General features: G+C 70.1%; 16 protein-coding genes. 6 read left to right on the top strand and 10 right to left on the bottom strand.

The window, feature by feature from the left end; genetic code table 11:
• Nucleotides 1-14: 14 nt before the first annotated feature.
• Nucleotides 15-3,950 (top strand): FxSxx-COOH system tetratricopeptide repeat protein, encoded by a 3,936-nt coding sequence (fxsT, locus tag EJC51_RS35915; RefSeq protein WP_126274852.1) that lies wholly within the window; start codon nt 15-17, stop codon nt 3,948-3,950.
• Between the two features lie 12 nt (nt 3,951-3,962).
• Here the strand turns inward: fxsT and EJC51_RS35920 are convergent, their stop codons facing one another.
• From EJC51_RS35920 to EJC51_RS35930, 3 genes are read right to left on the bottom strand one after another with little or no spacing between them, the layout of a single operon-like run.
• Nucleotides 3,963-4,859 (bottom strand): alpha/beta fold hydrolase, encoded by an 897-nt coding sequence (locus tag EJC51_RS35920; RefSeq protein ID WP_126274853.1) that lies wholly within the window; start codon nt 4,857-4,859, stop codon nt 3,963-3,965.
• Between the two features lie 53 nt (nt 4,860-4,912).
• Nucleotides 4,913-5,284, bottom strand: coding sequence for a PIN domain-containing protein (locus tag EJC51_RS35925; protein ID WP_126274854.1), 372 nt, complete (start codon nt 5,282-5,284; stop codon nt 4,913-4,915).
• Nucleotides 5,285-5,296: 12 nt separating this feature from the next.
• A complete protein-coding gene (locus tag EJC51_RS35930) occupies nt 5,297-6,307 on the bottom strand; it encodes an NAD(P)-dependent oxidoreductase (protein ID WP_279631445.1) in 1,011 nt (336 codons plus the stop codon).
• Between the two features lie 173 nt (nt 6,308-6,480).
• Here EJC51_RS35930 and EJC51_RS35935 point away from each other — a divergent pair, with 173 nt between their 5' ends.
• Together EJC51_RS35935 and EJC51_RS35940 are read left to right on the top strand one after the other, a co-directional pair.
• Nucleotides 6,481-7,500, top strand: coding sequence for a PLL family lectin (locus EJC51_RS35935; RefSeq protein ID WP_126274856.1), 1,020 nt, complete (start codon nt 6,481-6,483; stop codon nt 7,498-7,500).
• 15 nt (nt 7,501-7,515) lie between these two features.
• Entirely contained in the window at nt 7,516-7,926 is a 411-nt protein-coding gene (locus EJC51_RS35940; RefSeq protein ID WP_126274857.1) for a hypothetical protein, read from the top strand.
• A gap of 111 nt (nt 7,927-8,037) precedes the next feature.
• Here EJC51_RS35940 and EJC51_RS35945 read toward each other — a convergent pair whose 3' ends face one another.
• The 4 genes from EJC51_RS35945 to EJC51_RS35960 form a co-directional block, all read right to left on the bottom strand.
• A complete protein-coding gene (locus EJC51_RS35945; protein WP_126274858.1) occupies nt 8,038-10,164 on the bottom strand; it encodes a 3-hydroxyacyl-CoA dehydrogenase NAD-binding domain-containing protein in 2,127 nt (708 codons plus the stop codon).
• Nucleotides 10,161-11,387, bottom strand: coding sequence for a thiolase family protein (locus EJC51_RS35950; protein WP_126274859.1), 1,227 nt, complete (start codon nt 11,385-11,387; stop codon nt 10,161-10,163). The genes EJC51_RS35945 and EJC51_RS35950 overlap by 4 nt, the downstream gene beginning before the upstream one ends.
• A gap of 221 nt (nt 11,388-11,608) precedes the next feature.
• On the bottom strand, nt 11,609-12,646 hold the full coding sequence (locus EJC51_RS35955; protein WP_126274860.1) for a LacI family DNA-binding transcriptional regulator: 1,038 nt from the start codon (nt 12,644-12,646) through the stop codon (nt 11,609-11,611).
• Nucleotides 12,643-15,012 carry a glycoside hydrolase family 2 protein gene (locus EJC51_RS35960; protein WP_126274861.1) on the bottom strand — a complete coding sequence of 790 codons (2,370 nt, stop codon included), beginning with the start codon at nt 15,010-15,012 and terminating at the stop codon, nt 12,643-12,645. Before EJC51_RS35960 ends, EJC51_RS35955 begins: the two co-directional genes overlap by 4 nt.
• A gap of 185 nt (nt 15,013-15,197) precedes the next feature.
• Between EJC51_RS35960 and EJC51_RS35965 the strand changes: the two genes are divergently transcribed.
• Genes EJC51_RS35965 through EJC51_RS35975 form a run of 3 tightly spaced genes read left to right on the top strand, consistent with a single transcriptional unit; the run spans nt 15,198 to nt 18,285 of the window.
• A complete protein-coding gene (locus EJC51_RS35965; RefSeq protein WP_126274862.1) occupies nt 15,198-16,511 on the top strand; it encodes an ABC transporter substrate-binding protein in 1,314 nt (437 codons plus the stop codon).
• Nucleotides 16,511-17,458, top strand: coding sequence for a carbohydrate ABC transporter permease (locus tag EJC51_RS35970; protein ID WP_126274863.1), 948 nt, complete (start codon nt 16,511-16,513; stop codon nt 17,456-17,458). The genes EJC51_RS35965 and EJC51_RS35970 overlap by 1 nt, the downstream gene beginning before the upstream one ends.
• Complete coding sequence (locus tag EJC51_RS35975; RefSeq protein ID WP_126274864.1) at nt 17,455-18,285, top strand: carbohydrate ABC transporter permease; 831 nt, start codon at nt 17,455-17,457, stop codon at nt 18,283-18,285. The genes EJC51_RS35970 and EJC51_RS35975 overlap by 4 nt, the downstream gene beginning before the upstream one ends.
• An 81-nt stretch (nt 18,286-18,366) precedes the next feature.
• Here EJC51_RS35975 and EJC51_RS35980 read toward each other — a convergent pair whose 3' ends face one another.
• The 3 genes from EJC51_RS35980 to EJC51_RS35990 form a co-directional block, all read right to left on the bottom strand.
• Entirely contained in the window at nt 18,367-19,659 is a 1,293-nt protein-coding gene (locus EJC51_RS35980; protein ID WP_126274865.1) for a ribonuclease D, read from the bottom strand.
• 122 nt (nt 19,660-19,781) lie between these two features.
• Nucleotides 19,782-20,444: a response regulator transcription factor gene (locus EJC51_RS35985; RefSeq protein WP_059195623.1), complete on the bottom strand. Its 663-nt coding sequence runs from the start codon at nt 20,442-20,444 to the stop codon at nt 19,782-19,784.
• Between the two features lie 237 nt (nt 20,445-20,681).
• Complete coding sequence (locus EJC51_RS35990; protein ID WP_165951275.1) at nt 20,682-21,308, bottom strand: DUF3000 domain-containing protein; 627 nt, start codon at nt 21,306-21,308, stop codon at nt 20,682-20,684.
• Nucleotides 21,309-21,401: the final 93 nt, after the last annotated feature.

The raw sequence follows: 21,401 nt of genomic DNA on the forward strand, positions 1-21,401 counted from the left end.
CAGGAGGCCCCACTGTGACTGGCGTGCTCCCCCGCTCCGGCGACGGCAAGATCGTGACCTTCTATGCCTACACGGGCGGTACCGGGCGCACCATGGCACTGGCCAACTGTGCCTGGATCATGGCGTCGCAGGGGCGGCGGGTGCTGGTGGTGGACTGGGATCTGGAGGCGCCGGGCCTCGACCGCTTCCTCCACCCGTTCCTGGAGCCCAGCGCGTTGCGCGACCACCCCGGAGTGCTGGAACTCATCAACGACTACGTCCTGAAGGTCAACCATCTGCGCGACGCCGAGATCAGGACCGATTGGATCGTCGAACAGGCCGACATCGGCAGGGCGGTGAACCCACTGGGGTGGGACTTCCCCGACGCCGGCCGCCTGGACTACATCTCCGCGGGCCGCCAGGACCGCAACTACTCCTCGATCTTCTCCCAGTTCAACTGGAACGGCTTCTACGACGAGCAGTACGGCGGTCAGTTCCTGGACGCCCTGTGCGCCCAGTTCCGGCACGGCTACGACTACGTCCTCATCGACAGCCGCACCGGCCTCAGCGACATCTCCGACATCTGCACCCTGCATTTTCCCGACGTGCTGGTGAACTGTTTCACCCACAATGACCAGAGCCTCGCGGGCGCGGCGGCAGTCACCCGCCGGGTGCAGGACACCGGGGGCCTGCGGCGCATCCGGGTCCTGCCGGTGCCCATGCGGGTCGTGGACTCCGAGGCGGACCGGCTGGAGGCGGCGCGCGCGAAGGTCAGGTCAACCTTCGACCAGCTGCTGGTCCGTACCGCTGGCGTCGACCTGGGCAGCTACTGGGGCAGCGTGGAAGTACCGTTCAAGTCCCCGTATGCGTACGAGGAGATGCTGGCGACCTTCCGTGACGAGCCGGGGAGCCCCGCCTCGCTGCTCGCCGCCTGTGAACGCCTGACGTCGGTCATCACCGAGGGCGAGGTGAGCTCGCTGGCCCCGATGACCGACGAGGAGCGGCAGAACTACCTCAAAGCCGTCGTGCGTCGCAGGCCGCCGGATCCGGCCCATGTGTTCCTCAGCCATGTCCCCGAGGACCGGATGTGGGCCGAGTGGATCGGGCGGGTCCTCGGCGACGCCGGTTTCACCGTGAGTGAGGCCGGATCCGAGGACGGCTCCGCGGTAGGGGTCCCGTTGCGGGACGACACGGACAGCAAGGTGCGTGGCGCCTCAAAGACGGTGGCCGTGGTCTCGCCTGCCTACCAGAAGTCCCCGCAGGCCAGGGCGGTGTGGGAGGCCGTCGCCGCCGCCGATCCCATGGGTACGCGGCGCACGCTGGTGCCGGTCCGGGTCAGCGAGGCACGGCTGGTCCACCCGTTCTCGGACCGGACGCCGATCCAGCTGAGCAGCATGGACGAGAGCCAGGCCAGAAATGCCCTGTTGCGGGCCCTGGACGCTCCGGCCGTCCCCACTGAGCACCCCGCGGACGCTTCCGTCGGCGGCCCCCGCTTCCCCGGCGCGGAGCCGCCGGTGTGGTCCGTGCCCGTGCGCAACGCGGTCTTCACCGGACGCGCCGAGCTGCTGGAGCACCTGCGCCGACGACTCGCCGACACCGGCACCGCGACCGTGCTGCACGGCATGGGCGGGGTGGGAAAGACCCAGGTGGCGACCGAGTATGCGTACCGGTACCGGGGCGACTACGACGTCGTCTGGTGGATCGAGGCGGAGTTCGGTGACCTCGCGCTGCGCCAGTACTCCGAACTCGCCTCCCATCTGGGCGTCGAGGAGCGGGACAGCATCAGCGCGACGGCCGCAGGGGTGCGGGACGCGCTGCGCCGTGGTGACCGGTACGACCGATGGCTGCTGGTCTTCGACAACGTCACCACCCCCGAATCCATCGATCAGATGCTCGTCGGCAGTCCCACCGGCCACGTCCTGATCACCACTCGCAACGAGGGCTGGGCCAAGGTCGGCGAGCGGGTCGAGGTCGACGTGTTCTCCCGTGCTGAGAGCGTCGAACACCTGCTGCGCCGTGTCTCCGCCATCAGCGCCGAGGACGCCGACCGCGTCGCGGATGCTTTGGGTGACCTACCGCTCGCCGTCGACCAGGCCGCCGCCTGGCTGAACGAGACGGGCCAGGACGCGGCCGAGTACCTGGAACTTCTGGAGCCGCAGCTGGCGACATTGGAAGCGGTTGCGGACGGCCCGGCCTTCCCGCTCCAGGTCGGTGCGACCTGGAACATCTCCATTAGACAGCTCAACTCGCCTGTGGCCAGGCGGCTGTTGGAGCTGTGCGCGTACTTCGGTGCGGACTCGATCTCCTTCGACCTGCTGCTCGGAAAGGAGATGAGCGACGCCCTCCAGGACGCGCAGCCCGGCCATAGCGGCACGGCACTGGTGTCCCGGGCCATCCAGCAACTGCATCGCTATTCCCTGGCCAAGGTCGACCGCAAGAGCCGGAGCATTCAGGTGCACCGGCTGGTGCAGGCCGCGGTGCGTGCGTCGATGTCCGCCGAGGAGCAGGCGAGGGCGCTGAGTACCGTGCGCCATGTGCTGGCCGGCGCCCGCCCGTACGGGGGCGACGTGGAAAGCCCTGCCCACTGGCCGCGCTACGACATCATCTGGCCCCATCTGTGCACTCCCTGGATGAGGTACTCGCTCGACGAGCGGATCCGGTTGCTGATGACCGAGTGGCTGCGCTACCTGCGCGCCCGTGGTGAGTACACAGAGGCCATGTCGCTCGCCGAGGACCTGCTGCACACCTGGGATACGGAAGCGGGTCCGGACGACCGCTGGACCCTGCACCTGCGTTACGAGATCGCCGACGTGCTGCGCCTCCAGGGCTGGTACGACAGGGCCCTCGAGATCGACCAGGACGTCTACGAACGACAGCGTGAGACCTTCGGTGGCGACGACAGCCACACCCTGATGACGGCGAACGCACTCGCCGCGGACCTGCGAGCCGTCGGGCAGGTCCGCAGGGCGCTCGAGATCGACCGCGACACCTACAAGCGGTCTGTGGACCTCTTCGGCGGCGACCACCCCTGGACCCTGTCCGCGGCGAACAACCTGGCCGTGTCGATGCGCATGGCCGGAGACTGCTACGAGGCCCAGCGCGTTGACAAGGACACCTACGAGCTGCGCGCGGTGACCCTGGGCTCCACGCATCCCTACACCTTGTCCTCCCTGATCAACCTCGGCCGCGACCAGCGCTCCTGCGGCGAGTACGAGGCCTCGGCGGAGACACTGCGAGGCGTCCACCGGACGGCCGTGGATCTCGGGCCGGAGCAGCCTCCCGCGCTGGAGGCGGCCAAGGCCCTCGCCGTCACGCTGCGTCGGCTCGACCGGTTGGACGAGGCCATCGACATGAGCCGGCAGGTGCTGGACATCTGCCGACGGCGGCTGGGTGACGACTCGCCCGAGACGCTGATGGTGCGGCTCGGTCTCGCCGGTCATCTCTCAGCCGTGGAGAGCCATGAGGAGGCCTGCCGGGAGACCGCCGAGCTGCTCGATCTGTTCCGCGCGGGGCTGGGAGAGAACCACCCCAACACGCTGGCGTGCGCGGCCAATCACGGCGTCAACCTGCTGTCGACCGGCAGGCTCACCGAGGCCCGCGACGTGTGCGAGACGGCCCGTACCGCGCTGTGTGCCACCCTCGGTCCGGAGCATCCCTTCAGCATGACCTGCGGGATGAACCTGGCGAATGCGGAGGCGGCCCTCGGCGAGACCGAGAAGGCGGAGCGCAACTACCGTCAGGCATACCAGGAGTTGTGCGACCGGTTGGGCGCGGACCACCCCACCGCCCTCATCTGCCGGGGCAATCTCGCGATCCTGCTGCGCGAGTCCGGCCGTACCACCGAGGCGGACCGACTGGCGCGGGAAGTCGTCGACGCGCTCAATGCCCAACTAGGCACCAAGCACTCCAAGGTGGTCAGACTGCGCGGTGGCCGGCGCGTCGGACTGGAAGTCGACCCGCATCCGATCTGACTCGGGCAGAGATCACGCGGTCGAGGTGGCGGTGTCGGCCTGCGTCTGGTCCCGGAGCCAGCCGAGCACCTGGGGCAGCACCGGAACGGCCGCGAAGTGCGCAGCGGACGGCTGAAGAACGACGGTGGCGTGCTCGATCCTTCGGGCCAGCCACTGGAAGTGCTCGACGGGGGAGAACACGTCCTTCTCGCCGTGCCACAGCAGGGTGGGCACGGTGATCTCGCTCGGGTCGAATCCCCAGCTCGTGCTGAAGGCGACGGCGTCGTCGATCCAGCCGTAGGCGCTGTTCACGATCGCGGCTTCGAAGTTCTTGTGCAGCATCTGGCGGATGCCGGCATCCGCCACGATCCGCCGGTCGACGTCGGGCATTTCGTCGTCGAGCCCGTTCAGCACGGCCATCGGGTCGGCCCGCATGTTGTCCGCGTTCTCCACGAGAGTGCTGTAGAGCACCGGCTGGTTGTAGCGGGCGTTGCGGTACGCGCGGACGTTGGACGCTGTCATCCCCTCGAACCAGTCCAGCCCTTCGGCGTCCCACGGGGCGAGACTCACCAGTACGGCCGCGCTCCGGACGCGGTAAGGCAGTCTCGCGGCGCAGGCGAGCGCGTGTGGGCCGCCACCGGACCGGCCGACGACCGAGAACTCGTCGAAACCGAGCACATCGGCGATGTCCTCGACGTCCGAGGCGGCATCGACCACCCGACGCCCACGGCTGCGGCTCGAATACCCGTAGCCGGGACGGTCGTAGGCGATCAGATGGATGCCCAGCTGGTAGAGCACCATTGACCGCGGTCGAGGCCCCTGACGGCTGCCGGGAGTTCCGTGCAGCAGGAACACGGGATGCCCGTGCGGGTCGCCCCAGGACTCGAAGACGAGTTCACGTCCGTCCCGGCTGTGAGCGGCATGCGCCAAGGTTCTGCCTCCCCATCCATGGTGCGACGCGATGAAGGGGTACGTCCAGAACCCTAACCCCGCACACTCCGAGGTCCCGTCACCTCGGCCCCCAACTCCCCGACCCGGCGTCGTAGTTCCCGGTCCGCCGTGACGACTAGAACCCGGTGCCCGGCCGTCTCGGCCACCAGCTCCACCACCCGATCGTCCCCGCTCCCCGCCGCCGACTCCACCCGCACCCCGGCCACGGACTCCACCCCCCGCGCCGCCCCCTCCACCACGAGCACGATCTCCACCGGACCGTCCTGCCCCGGCACCCCGTCCGCCGCCAACCGGTCCCGCAGCCGCTCCGCGGCCCCCCGCCGGTCCCGCCACCAGCCGTCGGGCACCGACCCGACGACGTTGGCGGCATCGACGATCACGAGGAGCGGGGCATCGGTGTTCATGGGGTCAGGGTGTCAGTCGCCGTCCTTCTCGTCGAAGCTGGCGTAGTAGGCCGCCGCCATGTCCTCGTCCCCATGCCCCTGCGCAGCAGCCCGTTCCAGCCGCGCGGCGCTCGCCGCCGCCACGTCCAGGCGTACGCCGTTCTCCTCGCCCGCCGCGACGATCAGCCGCGCGTCCTTCGCGGCCGTGGACACCGCGAACTGGGCCGGGGTCAGCTGCTCGTTCAGCACCAGCCCCGCCTTGGCGCGCAGATAGCCCATGTCCAGCGGGCCGCCCTCGATCAGCGCGAAGAAGTCCCGCGGGTCCACGCCCAGCGCCTGGGACAGCGCCAGCACCTCGCCCGTCGCCGCGGTCGCGGCCAGCACCCAGCTGTTGGCGACCAGCTTCAGCCGGGTCGCGCTGCCCGCCTCGCCGGTCCACACCGTACGGGCGCCGACCGCGTCGAAGACGGGGGCCACGGAGTACCGGTGGGCCTCGGGCCCGCCCGCCAGCACGGTGAGCTGACCGGCCTCCGCGGGCTGCCGGGTGCCCAGCACGGGGGCGTCGTAGAAGACCAGGCCGTGCGCGGCGGCGAAGGCGGCGAGTTCGGCGAGCCCTTCGAGGCCGGCCGTCGTCGACTGCGCCCACACCACACCGGGCCGCAGCGCGGGCAGCGCCGCCTCCATCACCTCCAGGGTGGCGGGACCGTCGTACAGCATGGTCAGGACGACGTCCGCGCCCTCCACCGCCTCGGCGGGGGAGTCGGTGACGTGGATTCCGTCGGCGGTGAGCGGCTCGGCCTTGGCGCGGGTGCGGTTCCAGGCGTGGACGGTGTGCCCGGCCGCGGCGAGGTTGCGGGCCATGGCCGCGCCCATGATGCCGGTGCCGAGAACGGTGACGGTGAGCTTGTCGGTCATGAGGCCAAACGTAGACGCGTGGGCAGGGGGTGGCCAGGCGTGCCCCCGGAGGCCTCGGCCGAGAGTGCGGGAGAGGTGGTCAGGCGTGTCCCCGGCGGCCTCGGCCGAGAGTGCGGGGGAGGTGGTCAGGCGTGTCCCCGGCGGCCTCGGCCGAGAGTGCGGGGGAGGTGGTCAGGCGTATCCCCGGACACCTCCGCAGAGAGTGCGGGGGAGGTGGTCAGGCCTGTCCCCGTACGCCCCCGCAGAGAGTGCTGGGGAGGGGGTCAGGCGTGCCCCCGTACGCCCCCGCATAGAGTGAACCGGTGAACGGCGACTGGCTTCTCCGCGGCCGCGACGGGCGGCTCAGTGTCTATCTGCCCTCGGGCGACGCCGTCCTGTGCCGGGCCGAGCTCGGCCCTGGCGGCCCCTGGGAGGCGTCCCCGCGCAAGGTGGGCGGCGACCAGAAGCTCCGCCCCGGCCCGGCCGTCGGTCAGGGTGCCGACGGTTACGCCCATCTCGTCTCCTGGCGGCCCACCAAACCCGGTGAGGCCGGGCTCGTGCACTCCACGCACTTCCGCCCCCGGCTCGCCGCCCTCGACTGGGTGCCGATCGGCCACCCGGACAAGAGCGGCGATCGTACCGGCGCGCCCGCCGTGGCGGTGGACGGCGAGGGACGCGCCCATGTGTTCGTCCGCAACAAGGGCGGCGGGCTGAGCATGGTCGCGCAGAAGGAGAAGGGCGGGTGGGAGCCGTGGCGGGACCTCAAGGGGAGTGACGTACAAGAGGACTTGGCCGCGGTGACGGGGGAGTCCGGGCGCGTGGAGCTGTACGCGGCCGTCCCCGGGGGCCTGCTGTACTGGCGGCAGGGCGAGCCAGGCAAGCCGCCGGTCCTGGAGGAGGCCGTGGAGACGCCCGTACGTCCGGGCACCCTCCGCGCCCTGGCCACCTCCGCCGACCGCACCACCCTCTTCTACACCGACGACTCCGGTGACCTGTGCGCCTGGCGTCCGGGAGGCAAACCCGTCGCCCTCCTGGCCTCGGCCGGTCCCGGCCCGGTCTCCGCCGTCCGCTGTGAACTCGACGGCCACGACTGCACGTTGCTCGCCCAGCGCTCGTCGAGCGGCCGGGTCGCCTTCGCCGCGTACCCGACGGAGCAGGAGGCGGCGGGCGCGTGGTGGGCGGAGTCGGGGCCGCAACTCCCGTCGGACGCGCGGGTGTCACTCGCGACCGACGAGGACGGGCGCGTCGTGGCGGCAACGTTGTCCCCGTCGACCGGCCAACTCCTGCTCACCCGGCGCAAGGACGAACCGGGGCTGGCGCTGGAGGCGTGGCGGGAAGGCTGAACCGGCCTTATTCACATGACCGTTCGGGGTCGGGTGCGCGACCATGACCGCGTGGACGACACCGAACACCTCGTCGAGGTCTGGCAGCGCATCCTGGCGCCCTCCGGGGTGTCCTGGGTGCTGTTCGAGAACGGCACGTGCGTGATGCTCAAGGAGCCCGACGGTGAACTCGCCGGGCAGGCCACGGAGATCCTCCGGCAGTACGGTCCCGTGCGCGCCGGCGGCCCCGCGGGCGACTTCGGCACACGCGCGCTCAAGGACGGCACCGGCTGGCTGGTCACCGGCCATCACCCGGACGTCGTCACCTACGTCGGCTCCGACGAGCCCGCCGACCCGTCGAACCTCGCCGTGGGCCTCCACGGCCGCAGCAAGCGCCACCGCGACGGCACCGACCTCCAGGTCGTCCATGTCGAGGACGCCCGCTGAAACGCCCCCCAAGGCCCCCAAGGCCCCCAAGGCCCCCAGGGCCCCCAAAACACCGGTGCCCCGCAAGCCAACCGGCCTGCGGGGCACCGCCGTTCACAGCAGACGCAGCGGCTACGCCGGAACGCTCGCCACGCCCGGCGCCAGGAACTTCTTGCCGTTCACGCGCTCCGAGACTCCCTCGCGGTCCAGGTACGGCGTGATGCCGCCCAGGTGGAAGGGCCAGCCGGCGCCCGTGATCAGGCAGAGGTCGATGTCCTGGGCCTCGGCGACGACGCCCTCGTCGAGCATGAGCCCGATCTCCTGGGCGACGGCGTCGAGGACGCGGTCGCGCACCTGCTCCTCGGTCAGGACGGTATCGCCCTGCTTCAGCAGCGCGGCGACCTCGGGGTCCAGCTCCGGCTTGCCGGAGTCGTAGACGTAGAAGCCGCGCTTGCCCGCCTTGACGACGGCCGCGAGGTTGGGGGAGACCGTGAAGCGGTCCGGGAAGGCCCGGTTCAGCGTCTCGGAGACGTGCAGACCGATCGCGGGGCCGACCAGCTCCAGCAGGACCAGCGGCGACATCGGCAGACCCAGCGGCTCGACCGCCTTCTCCGCGACCTCGACCGGCGTGCCCTCGTCGATGACGTTCTGGATCTCGCCCATGAAGCGGGTGAGGATGCGGTTCACGACGAACGCCGGGGCGTCCTTCGTCAGCACCGCGGTCTTCTTCAGCTTCTTGGCGACGGCGAAGGCCGTGGCCAGCGAGGCGTCGTCGGTCTTCTCGCCCCGGACGATCTCCAGGAGCGGAAGAACCGCCACCGGGTTGAAGAAGTGGAAGCCGACGACCCGCTCGGGGTTCTTCAGCTTCGACGCCATCTCGGAGACCGAGAGGGACGAGGTGTTGGTGGCGAGGATCGCGTGCGCCGGGGCGACCGCCTCGACCTCGGCGAACACCGTCTGCTTGACGCCGATCTCCTCGAACACGGCCTCGATGACGAAGTCCGCGTCGGAGAAGCCCTCGGCCTTGTCCAGCACGCCGGTGACCAGGGCCTTGAGGCGGTTGGCCTTGTCCTGGTTGATACGGCCCTTGCCGAGCAGCTTGTCGATCTCGGCGTGGACGTAGCCCACACCCTTGTCGACGCGCTCCTGGTCGATGTCCGTGAGGACCACCGGGACCTCGAGGCGGCGCAGGAACAGCAGCGCCAGCTGCGAGGCCATCAGGCCCGCGCCGACGACGCCGACCTTGGTGACCGGGCGGGCCAGCGACTTGTCCGGGGCGCCCGCGGGACGCTTGCCGCGCTTCTGCACCAGGTTGAACGCGTAGATGCCGGCGCGCAGTTCGCCACCCATGATCAGGTCGGCGAGTGCCTTGTCCTCGGCGTCGTAGCCCTGCTGGAGGTCGCCGTTCTTGGCGGCGGCGATGATGTCCAGGGCGCGGTAGGCGGCCGGAGCGGCCCCGTGCACCTTGGAGTCGGCGATGAACCGGCCGCGCGCGACGGCCTGGTCCCAGGCCTCGCCACGGTCGATGACCGGACGCTCGACCTCGACGTCACCCTTGAGGACCTGGGCCGTCCAGATCAGCGACTGCTCCAGGAAGTCCGCGCCCTCGAAGAGAGCGTCGGCGATGCCGAGGTCGAAGACCTGCTGGCCCTTGAGCTGCTTGTTCTGGTTGAGGCTGTTCTCGATGATCACCGAGACGGCCTTGTCGGCGCCGATCAGGTTCGGCAGGATCGTGCAGCCGCCCCAGCCGGGTACCAGGCCGAGGAAGACCTCGGGGAGGGAGAAGGCCGGGAGCGCCTTGCTGACCGTCCGGTACGTGCAGTGCAGACCGACCTCGACGCCGCCGCCCATCGCGGCACCGTTGTAGTACGCGAAGGTGGGGACCGCGAGGCCGCCGAGGCGCTTGAAGACCTCGTGGCCGCCCTTGCCGATGGCGAGCGCGTCCTTGTGCTCCTTCAGCAGCTCGACGCCCTTGAGGTCGGCGCCGACCGCGAAGATGAACGGCTTGCCGGTGACGCCGACACCGACGATCTCGCCGGCCGAGGCCTCCTTCTCGACCTGGTCGATGGCGGCGTTGAGGTTCGCCAGCGAGGCCGGGCCGAAGGTGGTCGGCTTGGTGTGGTCGAAGCCGTTGTCCAGGGTGATGAGCGCGAAGCGCCCGGCACCGAACGGCAGGTCGAGGTGGCGTACGTGCGCGGACGTCACGACCTCGTCGGGGAACAGCTCGGCCGCGCCCTTCAGGAGTTCGGTGGTGCTCACTTGTCGCCTCCGGCGTCCTTGTGGTTCGGGTTCTCCCAGATGACCGTCGCGCCCATGCCGAAGCCGACGCACATGGTGGTCAGGCCGTAGCGGACCTCCGGCTGCTCCTCGAACTGGCGGGCCAGCTGCGTCATCAGGCGGACGCCGGAGGAGGCGAGCGGGTGGCCGAAGGCGATGGCGCCGCCGTACTGGTTGACGCGCGCGTCGTCGTCGGCGATGCCGTAGTGCTCCAGGAACGCGAGCACCTGGACGGCGAAGGCCTCGTTGATCTCGAACAGGCCGATGTCGTCGATGGTGAGCCCCGCCTGGGCGAGGGCCTTCTCGGTGGCCGGGATCGGGCCGTAGCCCATGACCTCCGGCTCCACACCCGCGAAGGAGTAGGAGACGAGGCGCATCTTCACCGGGAGGTTGTTCTCCCGGGCGAAGTCCTCGGAGGCGATGAGCGAGGCGGTGGCACCGTCGTTCAGACCGGCGGCGTTACCGGCGGTGACGCGGCCGTGGACACGGAACGGCGTCTTCAGACCGGAGAGGTTCTCCAGGGTGGTGCCCGGGCGCATCGGCTCGTCGGCGGTGACCAGACCCCAGCCGGTCTCACCGGCCTCCGGGTTGGTGCGGCGCACCGAGATCGGCACCAGGTCGGCCTGGATCTTGCCGTTGGCGTACGCCTTGGCGGCCTTCTCCTGGGAGCGCACGGCGTACTCGTCGGCGCGCTGCTTGGTGATCGTCGGGTAGCGGTCGTGCAGGTTCTCGGCGGTCATGCCCATGAACAGGGCGGACTCGTCGACCAGCTTCTCGCTCACGAACCGCGGGTTCGGGTCCACGCCCTCGCCCATGGGGTGGCGGCCCATGTGCTCGACACCGCCGGCGATGGCGACGTCGTACGCGCCGAAGGCCACGGAACCGGCGACGGTCGTGACGGCGGTCAGGGCGCCGGCGCACATGCGGTCGATGGAGTAGCCGGGCACGGACTGCGGCAGACCGGCCAGGATGCCGGCGGTACGGCCGATCGTCAGGCCCTGGTCACCGATCTGCGTGGTCGCGGCGATGGCGACCTCGTCGATCTTCGCGGGCTCCAGAGTCGGGTTCCGGCGCAGCAGCTCCCGGATCGCCTTCACGACGAGGTCGTCGGCGCGGGTCTCGTGGTAGATGCCCTTCGGGCCCGCCTTGCCGAACGGGGTACGGACGCCGTCGACGAAGACGACGTCCCTGACGGTACGAGGCACGATGGCTCTCCTCCAGATGCGGGATGGCACTGCTGGCACGGCTGCACGGCGCAAGCGCTGAGCGCGCGCTCAGGCCCATGCTACTTGTGGGTAACGTAGCTGCACAGTCCTGGAGGCGGGAGCGGCGAAGGTCACATTGAAACGGAGGGTGCAGTCGCGCCCCCAAGGGGCGCGGGGAACTGCGCGCCCAGCCACAGCGGACCCGCAGCCAAGTACGGCGCTCACCGAGACGGCGGCGCCGTGGACCCCCGAGGAGTCAGCACCGGAGTAGGGACAGGATGCGACCCCGGCCCCTCCCCAGTGATCACCCCGAACAACGTCCGAGCCGCATCCGCACCAAACCCATGCACGTCATGACTCATAGCCGACAGCGTCGGATGCGTCAGCCGGCACAGCTGCGAGTCGTCCCACGCCAGCAGCGAGACGTCCCCCGGCACCGACAAGCCCATCTCCGCGGCCACCGACAGCCCCGCCACCGCCATGATGTCGTTGTCGTACACGATCGCCGTCGGCCGGTCGGCGGCCGCGGCCGTCAGCATCGAACGCGTCGCCCGCGCCCCCGCCTCGCCCGAGTAGTCGGTGGTCACCTGCCACGCGCCGGCCAGCTCCAGCGTCCGCGCGGCCTCGTCGAAGGCGGCCGTGCGCGCCGCCGTGTGCCCGAGCGCCGCCGCCCCGCCCACCCGCGCGATCCGCCGATGCCCCAGCGCCGCCAGATACCGCACCGCCTCCGCAACGGCCGTCGCGTCATCGGTCCACACGGACGTCAGCCCACCCGTGAGCGAGGGATGTCCTACGGCGATCACCGGCATCCCCAGCCGCTCGGCCGCCGCCACCCGAGGGTCGTCGGGCCGGAAGTCGACGAGGATCGCCCCGCCGATCTGCCGCCCCCGCCACCAGGTCTCGTGCAGCCCGACCTCCTCCTCGACGTTCCGCACGAGCCGCAGCAGCAGGGAGCACGCATGCTCGGTGAGGACGCTCTCCACCCCCGAGATGAACTCCATGTAGAAGGGTTCGAGCCCCAGCAGCCGGGCGGGCCGGCAGATCGCCAGCCCGACGACGTCCACCCGCGACCCCGCCAGCGTCCGCGCGGTGAGGTTCGGAGCCCAGCCCAGCTCCCGCGCGGCCCGGAAGATCCGGTCCCGGGTCGCCTCCGACAGCCCCGGCTTGTGGTTGAAGGCGAGGGACACGGCCCCCTTCGACACTCCGGCGCGCGCGGCGACGTCCTTGATGGTGACGCGGGAGGCCGGCTGGGCTGTCATCGTGAGGGCTCCATGCAGTACAGGGCGGCGCGGGCGGCGTCCGTGTCGGGAGTCTTCCAGCCACTGACCCCGATGGTCACCTGTTCGCCGGGCAACAGCGTCACCAGCCCCCGGTCGGCCCGCGCGTCCGGGTGCAGCCGGTCGGCTTGCAGCAGCAGATCCCGTACGAGACCACGAGCCGCGACCGTCACCGAGCCGTCCGGCGCGACCGTCACGTCGAACTCGGGCCGCGGATAAGGGATTTCCCGGTCGGGCGCGGGGAAGTGCGATGCCCGCACCCCGTCCGCGTCCGCGACGAGGAACTCCGCGGGCCCGGCAGGCAGCAGCGCCTCCGGTACGTCGACACGCGCCACCGCCCGCGCCCCGGCGGCGAACTCCACCTCCGCCTCGCCGAGTACCGCCCCCGCCACGGTCATCCGCCGCAACCGCGCCACCCCCGCCCATGCCTCCGCCCCCTGGTTGACGACGGCCAGCACGCGCCCCTGTACCGTCAGCAGCCGATCGGCGTAGAGCCGCCGCAGCTCGTGGTACAGCGGCTTCTCCCGTCCGTCCCCGTCGATGGCGGCCCAACTCGTCACCGGCCAGCAGTCGTTGAGCTGCCAGAGGACCGTGCCCGCACACACCGGCCAGTTCGCCCGCCAGTGTTCGATCCCGGTGGCCACGGCCCGCGCCTGGTTGACCTGGGTGAGGTAGTGCCACCGGTCGAAGTCCCCGTCGGGATAGCCGAAATGGCGCTCCAGCCCCCGCCGCAGCTTCCCGTTCCCGTCGTCGGCCTTCTGGTGGTGCAGCATGCCGGGGGAGTCCGCCGCGAGCTCCTCACCCGGCAGCGCCCGCCGCAGCGTGGCGAGGGCGGGCGGCGCCTGCCAGCCGAACTCGGCCATGAACCGCGGCACTTCACGCCGGTACGCGGCATAGTCCTCCCGGTTCCACACCTCCCACGAGTGGTGCGTCCCGTGCGCCGGATCGTTCGGATGATGATCCCACGACCCGGACCAGGGACTGCCCGCCGTGTAGGGCCGCGTGGGGTCCAACTCGGCCACCACACGCGGCAGTACGCCGAGGTAGTACCCCTCGCCCCACGACGCCCCGGCGAGCCGCTCCTCCCATCCCCAGTCCCGGAACCCCCACAGGTTCTCGTTGTTGCCGTTCCACAGCACGAGCGAGGGATGCGGCATCAGCCGTACGACGTTCTCCCGCGCCTCGGCCTCCACCTCGCCCCGCAGCGGCTGCTCCTCCGGATAGGCCGCGCACGCGAACGGGAAGTCCTGCCAGACCAGCAGCCCCAACTCGTCGCACACGTCGTAGAAGTCGGCGCTCTCGTAGATCCCGCCGCCCCAGACCCTGACGAGATCCACGCCCGCGTCGGCGGCCTGGGTGAGCCGTTCCCGGTACCGCTCACGGGTGATCCGGGACGGGAAGACGTCGTCCGGGATCCAGTTGACGCCCCGCGCGAAGAGCCGCTCCCCGTTCACCGCGAACGTGAACCCGGTGCCGTGCTCGTCCGCCGACCGGTCCAGCTCGACGCTGCGGAAGCCGACCCGCCGCCGCCAGACATCCAACGCCGAGTCGCCGTGCAGCAGCGTCAACTCCACGTCGTACAGCGGCTGTTCACCGTAACCGCGCGGCCACCACAATCGCGGGGCGGCCACTTCGAGCCGTACGACCCCCCGGGTGCCGTCGACCGCGGCGCGCACCCGCTCCCCGGCGACCGTCGCCTCCACGGTCAGCGGCTCCGCCACCCGGGTCCGCTCCACATCGACCGCCAACTCCACGACCCCCACACCCTGTTCGACCGTCACCAGCGGCCGCACCCGGGCGATCCGGGCCGTCGACCACTGCTCCAGCCGCACCGGCCGCCACATCCCGGCCGTCACCAGCGTCGGCCCCCAGTCCCAGCCGAAGGAGCAGGCCATCTTGCGGACGTACTGGAAGGGCTCGTCGTAGGCGGCGGGCCGCTCACCGAGCGCGCCGCGCACCGCCTCGGCCTCGGCGTACGCCGACAGGAACCGCACCGACAGCCGCCCCGACCGCCCGGTCACGTCGAAGCGGTACGAGCGGTGCATGTTCCGCGTCCGCCCCAACACCCGCCCGTCCAGCAGGACTTCGGCGACGGTGTCGAGTCCCTCGAAGACGAGGTCGGTCCGCTCGTGGTCCGATCCGGTGCGCAGGTCGGTCTCGTAGGTCCAGTCCCGTCGCCCCACCCACGCGACATCGGTCTCGTTCCGCCCGAGAAAAGGGTCCGGGATCACCCCGGCCGCCAGCAGGTCGGTGTGGACACAGCCCGGCACCGAGGCGGGGAGGGCGTCCGCCATGCCGTCGGAGGTTCGCAGGATCCATCCCTCGGTGAGCGGTGTGGCCTGAAGCATGTACGCACTCCCTAAACCGATCAAGTCCAGTACGGGGAACACTTTTGGCATCGTTGGCGAGATACGGACTTTACCGGTTAAGAAAACGTTGTCAGAGTTCCGAACCAGCCAACCCCCATCACCGGTAAGGCAACCCGCAAGTGCTCGTCCGTCCCGTGAACGTCCCGAGAACGGAGCTGATGCACATGAACCGCCGTCACATCCTCGCCCTGGCCGTGGGATCGGCCCTCCTGGCCGTCGGCTGCACCGGCACGGGAGGCACCTCGAAAGGCGCCGCCGCCGAGGCGCCCGACGACCCGGCCAAGGTCACCGGCACCATCAAGGTCCTCACCGTGCGCACCGACCTCGTGCAGGACGGCACGATGGACGAGTACGCCGCCGAGTTCAACAAGATCTACCCGAAGGTCAAGGTCAAGTTCGAGGCCCTCACGAACTACGAGGCCGAGGTCAAGATCCGCATGAACACGGAGAACTACGGCGACGTCCTGATGATCCCCGGCGTCATCAAGAAGAGCGACTACCCCAAGTTCTTCGCCTCGCTCGGCACGGTCGCGGAACGCGGCGAGAAGTACCGGTTCACCGACTACACCGCGGTCGACGGCAAGGTCTACGGCCAGACCGCCGACGGTGTGATGCCCGGCTTCCTCTACAACAAGCGGGTCTGGCAGGAGGCCGGCGTCACCGACTGGCCCACCACCCCGGACGAGTTCCTCGCCGACCTCAAGGCCATCAAGTCCAGGACCGACGCGATCCCGTACTACACCAACTTCGCCGCCGGCTGGCCCCTGACCTCCTGGACCTTCGTCAACGGCACGGTCCACTGCGACCCCAGGGCCACCACGAAGATCGCCGAGGGCAACCCCTGGGCCGCGGGCGCCGACCTGCGCGTGGGCGACACGCTCCTGTACGACATCGTCCACGAGGGCCTCGCCGAGAAGGACCCGACCACCTCCAACTGGGAGGCCTCCAAGGGACAGTTGGCCAAGGGGCAGATCGCCACGCAGTGGCTCGGCACCTGGGCGATCATCCAGTTCCGGGACGCCGCGAAGAAGGCCGGAGCGGACCCGGACGACATCGGCTTCATGCCCTTCCCGGCCCAGACCGGCGGCACGTTCTGCGCCACGGTCGGCCCGGACTACAACCAGGCCGTCAACGTCCACTCGAAGCACAAGGCAGCCGCCCGCGCCTGGCTCGACTGGTTCACCGAAAAGTCCGGCTACGCCGACGACAACCTCGCCATCTCCCCGCTCAAGGACGCGCCGATGCCGACCGTCCTGAAGCCGTACGAGGAGCAGGGCGTCAAGCTCATCGAGCTGGACGACAGCAAGGGCGCCGAGGTCAAGGCGATCGACACCGAGTCCGAGGTCGGCATCAACACCCCGGACTATCGCCAGGAGTTGGTCGACCTGGCGCGCGGCGCCAAGAAGGGTTCGCTCGACGACTATCTGAAGAGCCTGGGCCAGAAGTGGACCGAGACCCAGAAGAACATGGGGTCCTGATGACGGACACCACCGCACGGCTGTCCGTCACGAAGGAGCCGGTACGGAACACCCCGGCACCGGCTCCGGCCCCTCGCCGGGCCCGAGTCCGGCGGCACCTGACCCCCTGGATCTTCCTGATCGCCCCGCTCGCCCTGCTGATCACCTTCACCTACGCGCCGATCGTCAACATGATCGCGTACAGCTTCACCGACTGGGACGGCGTGAGCCCCGAGCTGCACTACACGGGCGTCGAGAACTACACCGAACTCTTCACCCGCTCCGAGCTGTTCGAGGTCTTCTTCGTCAGCGGCTACTACCTGGTCGCCTCCGCGATCCAGATCGTCGCGGCCCTGTACTTCGCGACGATCCTCAGCTTCGACGTCCGCTTCCGGAACTTCTTCAAGGGCGTGCTGTTCTTCCCGTACCTGATCAACGGGGTGGCGATCGGCTTCGTCTTCCTCTACTTCTTCCAGGACGGCGGCACCCTCGACTCGGTCCTGGCGTTGTTCGGCTACCACTCCGACCACGCCTGGCTGGGCACCCCGTTCTCCGCCAACTCCTCGCTGGCCGCGGTCTCGATCTGGCGCTATCTGGGCCTGAACTTCGTCCTGTTCCTCGGCGCGATCCAGTCGATCCCGGGGGAGTTGTACGAGGCGGCCGAACTGGACGGAGCGAACCGCTGGCAGCAGTTCCGCCACATCATCGCGCCGGGCATCAGGCCCGTGCTGACCCTGACGGTCATCCTCTCGGTCTCGGGCTCCCTGTCCGCCTTCGAGATCCCGTACATCATGACGGGCGGCGCGACCGGCACGGAGACCTTCGTGATCCAGACCGTGAAGCTGGCCTTCCAGTTCAACAAGACCGGCCTGGCCTCGGCCGCCGCCCTGGTCCTGCTGCTGATCATCCTGCTGGTGACCTGGCTCCAGCGCAGGCTCGTCCCCGACGACAAGGTGGACCTGGTATGACCCGCCGAGCCGTGGCCCGCACCCTCGTGTACGCGTCGCTCGTCCTCGCGACCCTCGTGGTCCTGCTCCCTCTGGGCGTGGTCTTCCTGACGTCCCTCAAGACGGACCGGGAGATGACGGGCGGCAGCGGGGCCCTGGCCTTCCCCGACGACCCGCTGAACTTCCACAACTACGTGACCGCGTTCCAGGACGGCCGGATGCTCTCGGCCTTCGGCCACACGGCCTTCATCCTGGTCTTCGCCATCGCCGGCACGGTCCTGATCGGTTCGATGACGGCGTACGCCATCGACCGCTTCACGTTCCGCTTCAAGAAGCTGATCGTGGCCCTGTTCCTGCTGGCGGCCCTGGTCCCCGGCGTCACGACCCAGGTCGCGACCTTCCAGATCGTCAACGGCTTCGGCATGTTCGACACGCTCTGGGCGCCCATCGCCCTCTACATGGGCACCGACATCGTTTCGATCTACATCTTCCTGCAGTTCGTGCGCTCGATCCCGGTCTCCCTGGACGAGTCGGCCCGCCTGGACGGCGCCAACGCCTTCACGATCTACCGAAAGATCATCTTCCCGCTCCTGAAACCGGCCATCGCCACGGTCGTGATCGTGAAGGGGATCACCGTCTACAACGACTTCTACATCCCGTTCCTCTACATGCCGTCCCAGGATCTTGGCGTGATCTCGACGTCCCTGTTCCGCTTCAAGGGCCCGTACGGCGCCCACTGGGAAACGATCTCGGCAGGAGCCATAGTCGTCATCCTGCCAACGTTGACCGTCTTCCTGGCGTTGCAGCGCTACATCTACAACGGGTTCACGAAGGGAGCGACCCGATAGAGGGCCTTTCAGGGGCGCGGGGAACTGCGCGACAAGCCACACAAACCGTCACTCGCAACACAACAGTTCCCCCTACGGCGTCTAGGCGGACAACGCACTCACCAAAACCGGCGCGACAAGCTCAACCTGCCACGGCCGGGCCCCATGCCCAGCAAGCGCGTCCCCAACAGACCCTGCGTCGACAACCTTCGGCGGCTCCCAGCAAACCCGCCGAACGGTATCCGGAGTGATCAGGTTCTCCTGAGGCATGTTGAGCCGCTCTGCCAGGGCAGACACCCCGGCCCGAGCCGCGGACAACCGAGCAGCCGCAGCCGGATCCTTGTCGGCCCAAGCGCGTGGCGGCGGCGGCCCCGTCACCGGCTGCCCAGGCGCAGGCAACTGCGCCTCGGGCAGCGCCTTGGCCCGGTCGACGGCGGCCTGCCACTGCTCCAGCTGGCGCCGCCCCATCCGCGGCCCGAACCCGTTCAGCCCGGTCAGCACCTGCACATTGGCCGGAAGCGACAGCGCGGCCTCCACGATCGCCGCGTCGGACAGCACCTTGCCCGGCGACACGTCCCGCCGCTGCGCGATCCGGTCCCGCGTCTGCCACAGCTCCCGCACGACGGCCAGCTGCCGCCGCCGCCGCACCTTGTGCATCCCGGACGTGCGCCGCCAGGGGTCCTTGCGCGGCTCGGCGGGCGGCGCGGCCGCGATCGCGGCGAACTCCTGCCGCGCCCACTCCAGCTTCCCCTGCCGGTCCAGCTCCTTCTCCAGCGCGTCCCGCAGATCGACCAGGAGCTCCACGTCCAGCGCGGCGTAGCGCAGCCACGGCTCGGGCAGCGGCCGGGTCGACCAGTCGACGGCGGAGTGGCCCTTTTCGAGGACGAAGCCCAGCACGCCCTCGACCATCGCGCCGAGCCCGACCCGGGGGAACCCGGCGAGCCGTCCGGCCAGCTCCGTGTCGAACAACGATGTCGGAACCATGCCTATCTCGCGGAGACAGGGCAGATCCTGGGTGGCGGCGTGCAGCACCCACTCCACCCCGGACAGCGCCTCGCCGAGCCCGGACAGGTCGGGGCAGGCCACGGGGTCGATCAGGGCGCTGCCGGCGCCTTCGCGGCGCAGCTGGACGAGGTAGGCACGCTGTCCGTAGCGGTAGCCGGAGGCGCGCTCGGCGTCGACGGCGACGGGGCCGGAGCCGGCGGCGAACGCGGCGATCATCTCGGCGAGCGCGGTCTCGTCCGCGATCACCGGCGGGATGCCTTCGCGCGGTTCCAGTAGCGGAACGGCCTCAGGGTTCGGCGCCCCCGTAACAGAAGATCCGCCGTCGTCCGGAGGGGCGCCTCCGGTGGTTCGCAGTGAACTGTCTGCTGCGGTGTCTTGGGCGTCGGTCACGTGTCAAGGGTATCTGTGCATGGACGGCGCCCGCCGACGGAACGTTCCGTCGACGGGCGCCTGAGGGTCGTAAACCAGTCAGTACGGCGAAAGCTCTGGTTCACGTCCGTGAACGAGGTTGCTCAGTGGATGATGCCGGTGCGCAGGGCCACCGCCACCATGCCGGCCCGGTCGCCCGTGCCGAGCTTGCGGGCGATGCGGGCGAGGTGGCTCTTGACGGTCAGTGCGGACAGGCCCATCGAGACGCCGATGGCCTTGTTCGACTGGCCCTCCGCCACCAGCCGCAGTACCTCGACCTCACGGCCGGACAGCTCGCGGTAGCCGCCCGGGTGGCTCGGGGCACCCGGGGGGCGGCGGTGCATCCCGGCGGCGCGGGAACCGATGGGGGCGGCACCGGGTCGGGTGGGGAGCCCGACGTTGGTGCGGGTGCCGGTGACGACATAGCCCTTCACTCCGCCCGCGAGGGCGTTGCGGACGGCGCCGATGTCGTCGGCGGCGGACAGGGCGAGGCCGTTGGGCCAGCCTGCCGCGCGGGTCTCCGACAGGAGGGTCAGGCCGGAGCCGTCGGGCAGATGGACGTCGGCGACACAGATGTCGCGGGGGTTGCCGATGCGGGGACGAGCCTCCGCGACGGACGAGGCCTCGATGACATCGCGCACACCGAGCGCCCACAGGTGGCGGGTGACGGTGGAGCGGACGCGCGGGTCGGCCACGACCACCATCGCGGTGGGCTTGTTCGGGCGGTAGGCGACCAGGCTTGCGGGCTGCTCGAGAAGAACGGACACCAGGCCTCCTGGAGTGCGGGGACGACTTGGAAGGTCACAGTCGTCTTCGGCACCGGATCACGAGTCCTTTAGAGAATGATCACGATCTAGTGAGTAACAATTGGTGCAATTCGGACGTGTGGTCGATCGTTCGGTGAACGAATCGGCTCGTTCGAGGGATCGCTCTCGACTGAAAGTGGCCGTATCGACAAAGTGACGACAAAATCCCTGCGCCCGAAAAGGTGACCCGAGGGGTCGTCAGCGTGACTGCGGACCGCGCCGCTGCGGCAGCGTCACCACCGACGCGTCGCCCGGACCGGCCGGCGGCAGCCCCGCGACCTGCGCGAGCAGATCGCACCAGGCCGCCAGATGACCCGCGGTGTCCGGCACCCCGCCCAGCCCCTCGCGGGGCGTCCAGGAGGCGCGGATCTCGATCTGCGAGGCCGACGGGCGCTCGGCGAGACCGCCGAAGTAGTGGGAGCTGGCCCGGGTGACCGTGCCGCTCGGCTCCCCGCACGCGAGGCCGCGCGCCTGGAGCGCGCCGGTCAGCCACGACCAGCACACCTCGGGCAGCAGCGGATCGGCCGCCATCTCCGACTCCAGCTCCGCGCGCACCAGCGTGACCAGCCGGAAGGCACCCCGCCAGGCGTCGTGCCCGTCCGGGTCGTGCAGCAGCACCAGCCGGCCGTCCGCCAGGTCCTGGTCGCCGTCGACGACCGTCGCCTCCAGCGCGTACGCGAACGGCGCGAGCCGCTGCGGGGCGCGCGTCGGCTCCACCTCGATCTGCGGCCTGAGCCGCGCGGCCCTCAGCGCGTCGACGGCGGCCCGGAAGGGCAACGGAGCGTCGCTGCTCGTATCCCGGTCCCCCTCCTTCGCGTCGTCCATTCCGCCAGTGCCGTCCGACAGTCGTCCTTGAGCCGCAGCCATGCGGGAAGATTAAAGGGAAGCGGGGCCCGGTGCGGGCCTAGACACCCGGAC

It is taken from the genome of Streptomyces aquilus, from assembly GCF_003955715.1.
Taxonomy (GTDB): domain Bacteria; phylum Actinomycetota; class Actinomycetes; order Streptomycetales; family Streptomycetaceae; genus Streptomyces; species Streptomyces aquilus.

Excerpts from the sequence above, each read along its gene's own strand:
- EJC51_RS35925 (WP_126274854.1), bottom strand. The coding sequence starts at position 5,284 with ATGAACACCGATGCCCCGCTCCTCGTGATCGTCGATGCCGCCAACGTC.
- EJC51_RS35940 (WP_126274857.1), top strand. The coding sequence starts at position 7,516 with ATGACCGTTCGGGGTCGGGTGCGCGACCATGACCGCGTGGACGACACC.
- EJC51_RS35955 (WP_126274860.1), bottom strand. The coding sequence starts at position 12,646 with ATGACAGCCCAGCCGGCCTCCCGCGTCACCATCAAGGACGTCGCCGCG.
- EJC51_RS35960 (WP_126274861.1), bottom strand. The coding sequence starts at position 15,012 with ATGCTTCAGGCCACACCGCTCACCGAGGGATGGATCCTGCGAACCTCC.
- EJC51_RS35965 (WP_126274862.1), top strand. The coding sequence starts at position 15,198 with ATGAACCGCCGTCACATCCTCGCCCTGGCCGTGGGATCGGCCCTCCTG.
- EJC51_RS35970 (WP_126274863.1), top strand. The coding sequence starts at position 16,511 with ATGACGGACACCACCGCACGGCTGTCCGTCACGAAGGAGCCGGTACGG.
- EJC51_RS35975 (WP_126274864.1), top strand. The coding sequence starts at position 17,455 with ATGACCCGCCGAGCCGTGGCCCGCACCCTCGTGTACGCGTCGCTCGTC.
- EJC51_RS35990 (WP_165951275.1), bottom strand. The coding sequence starts at position 21,308 with ATGGACGACGCGAAGGAGGGGGACCGGGATACGAGCAGCGACGCTCCG.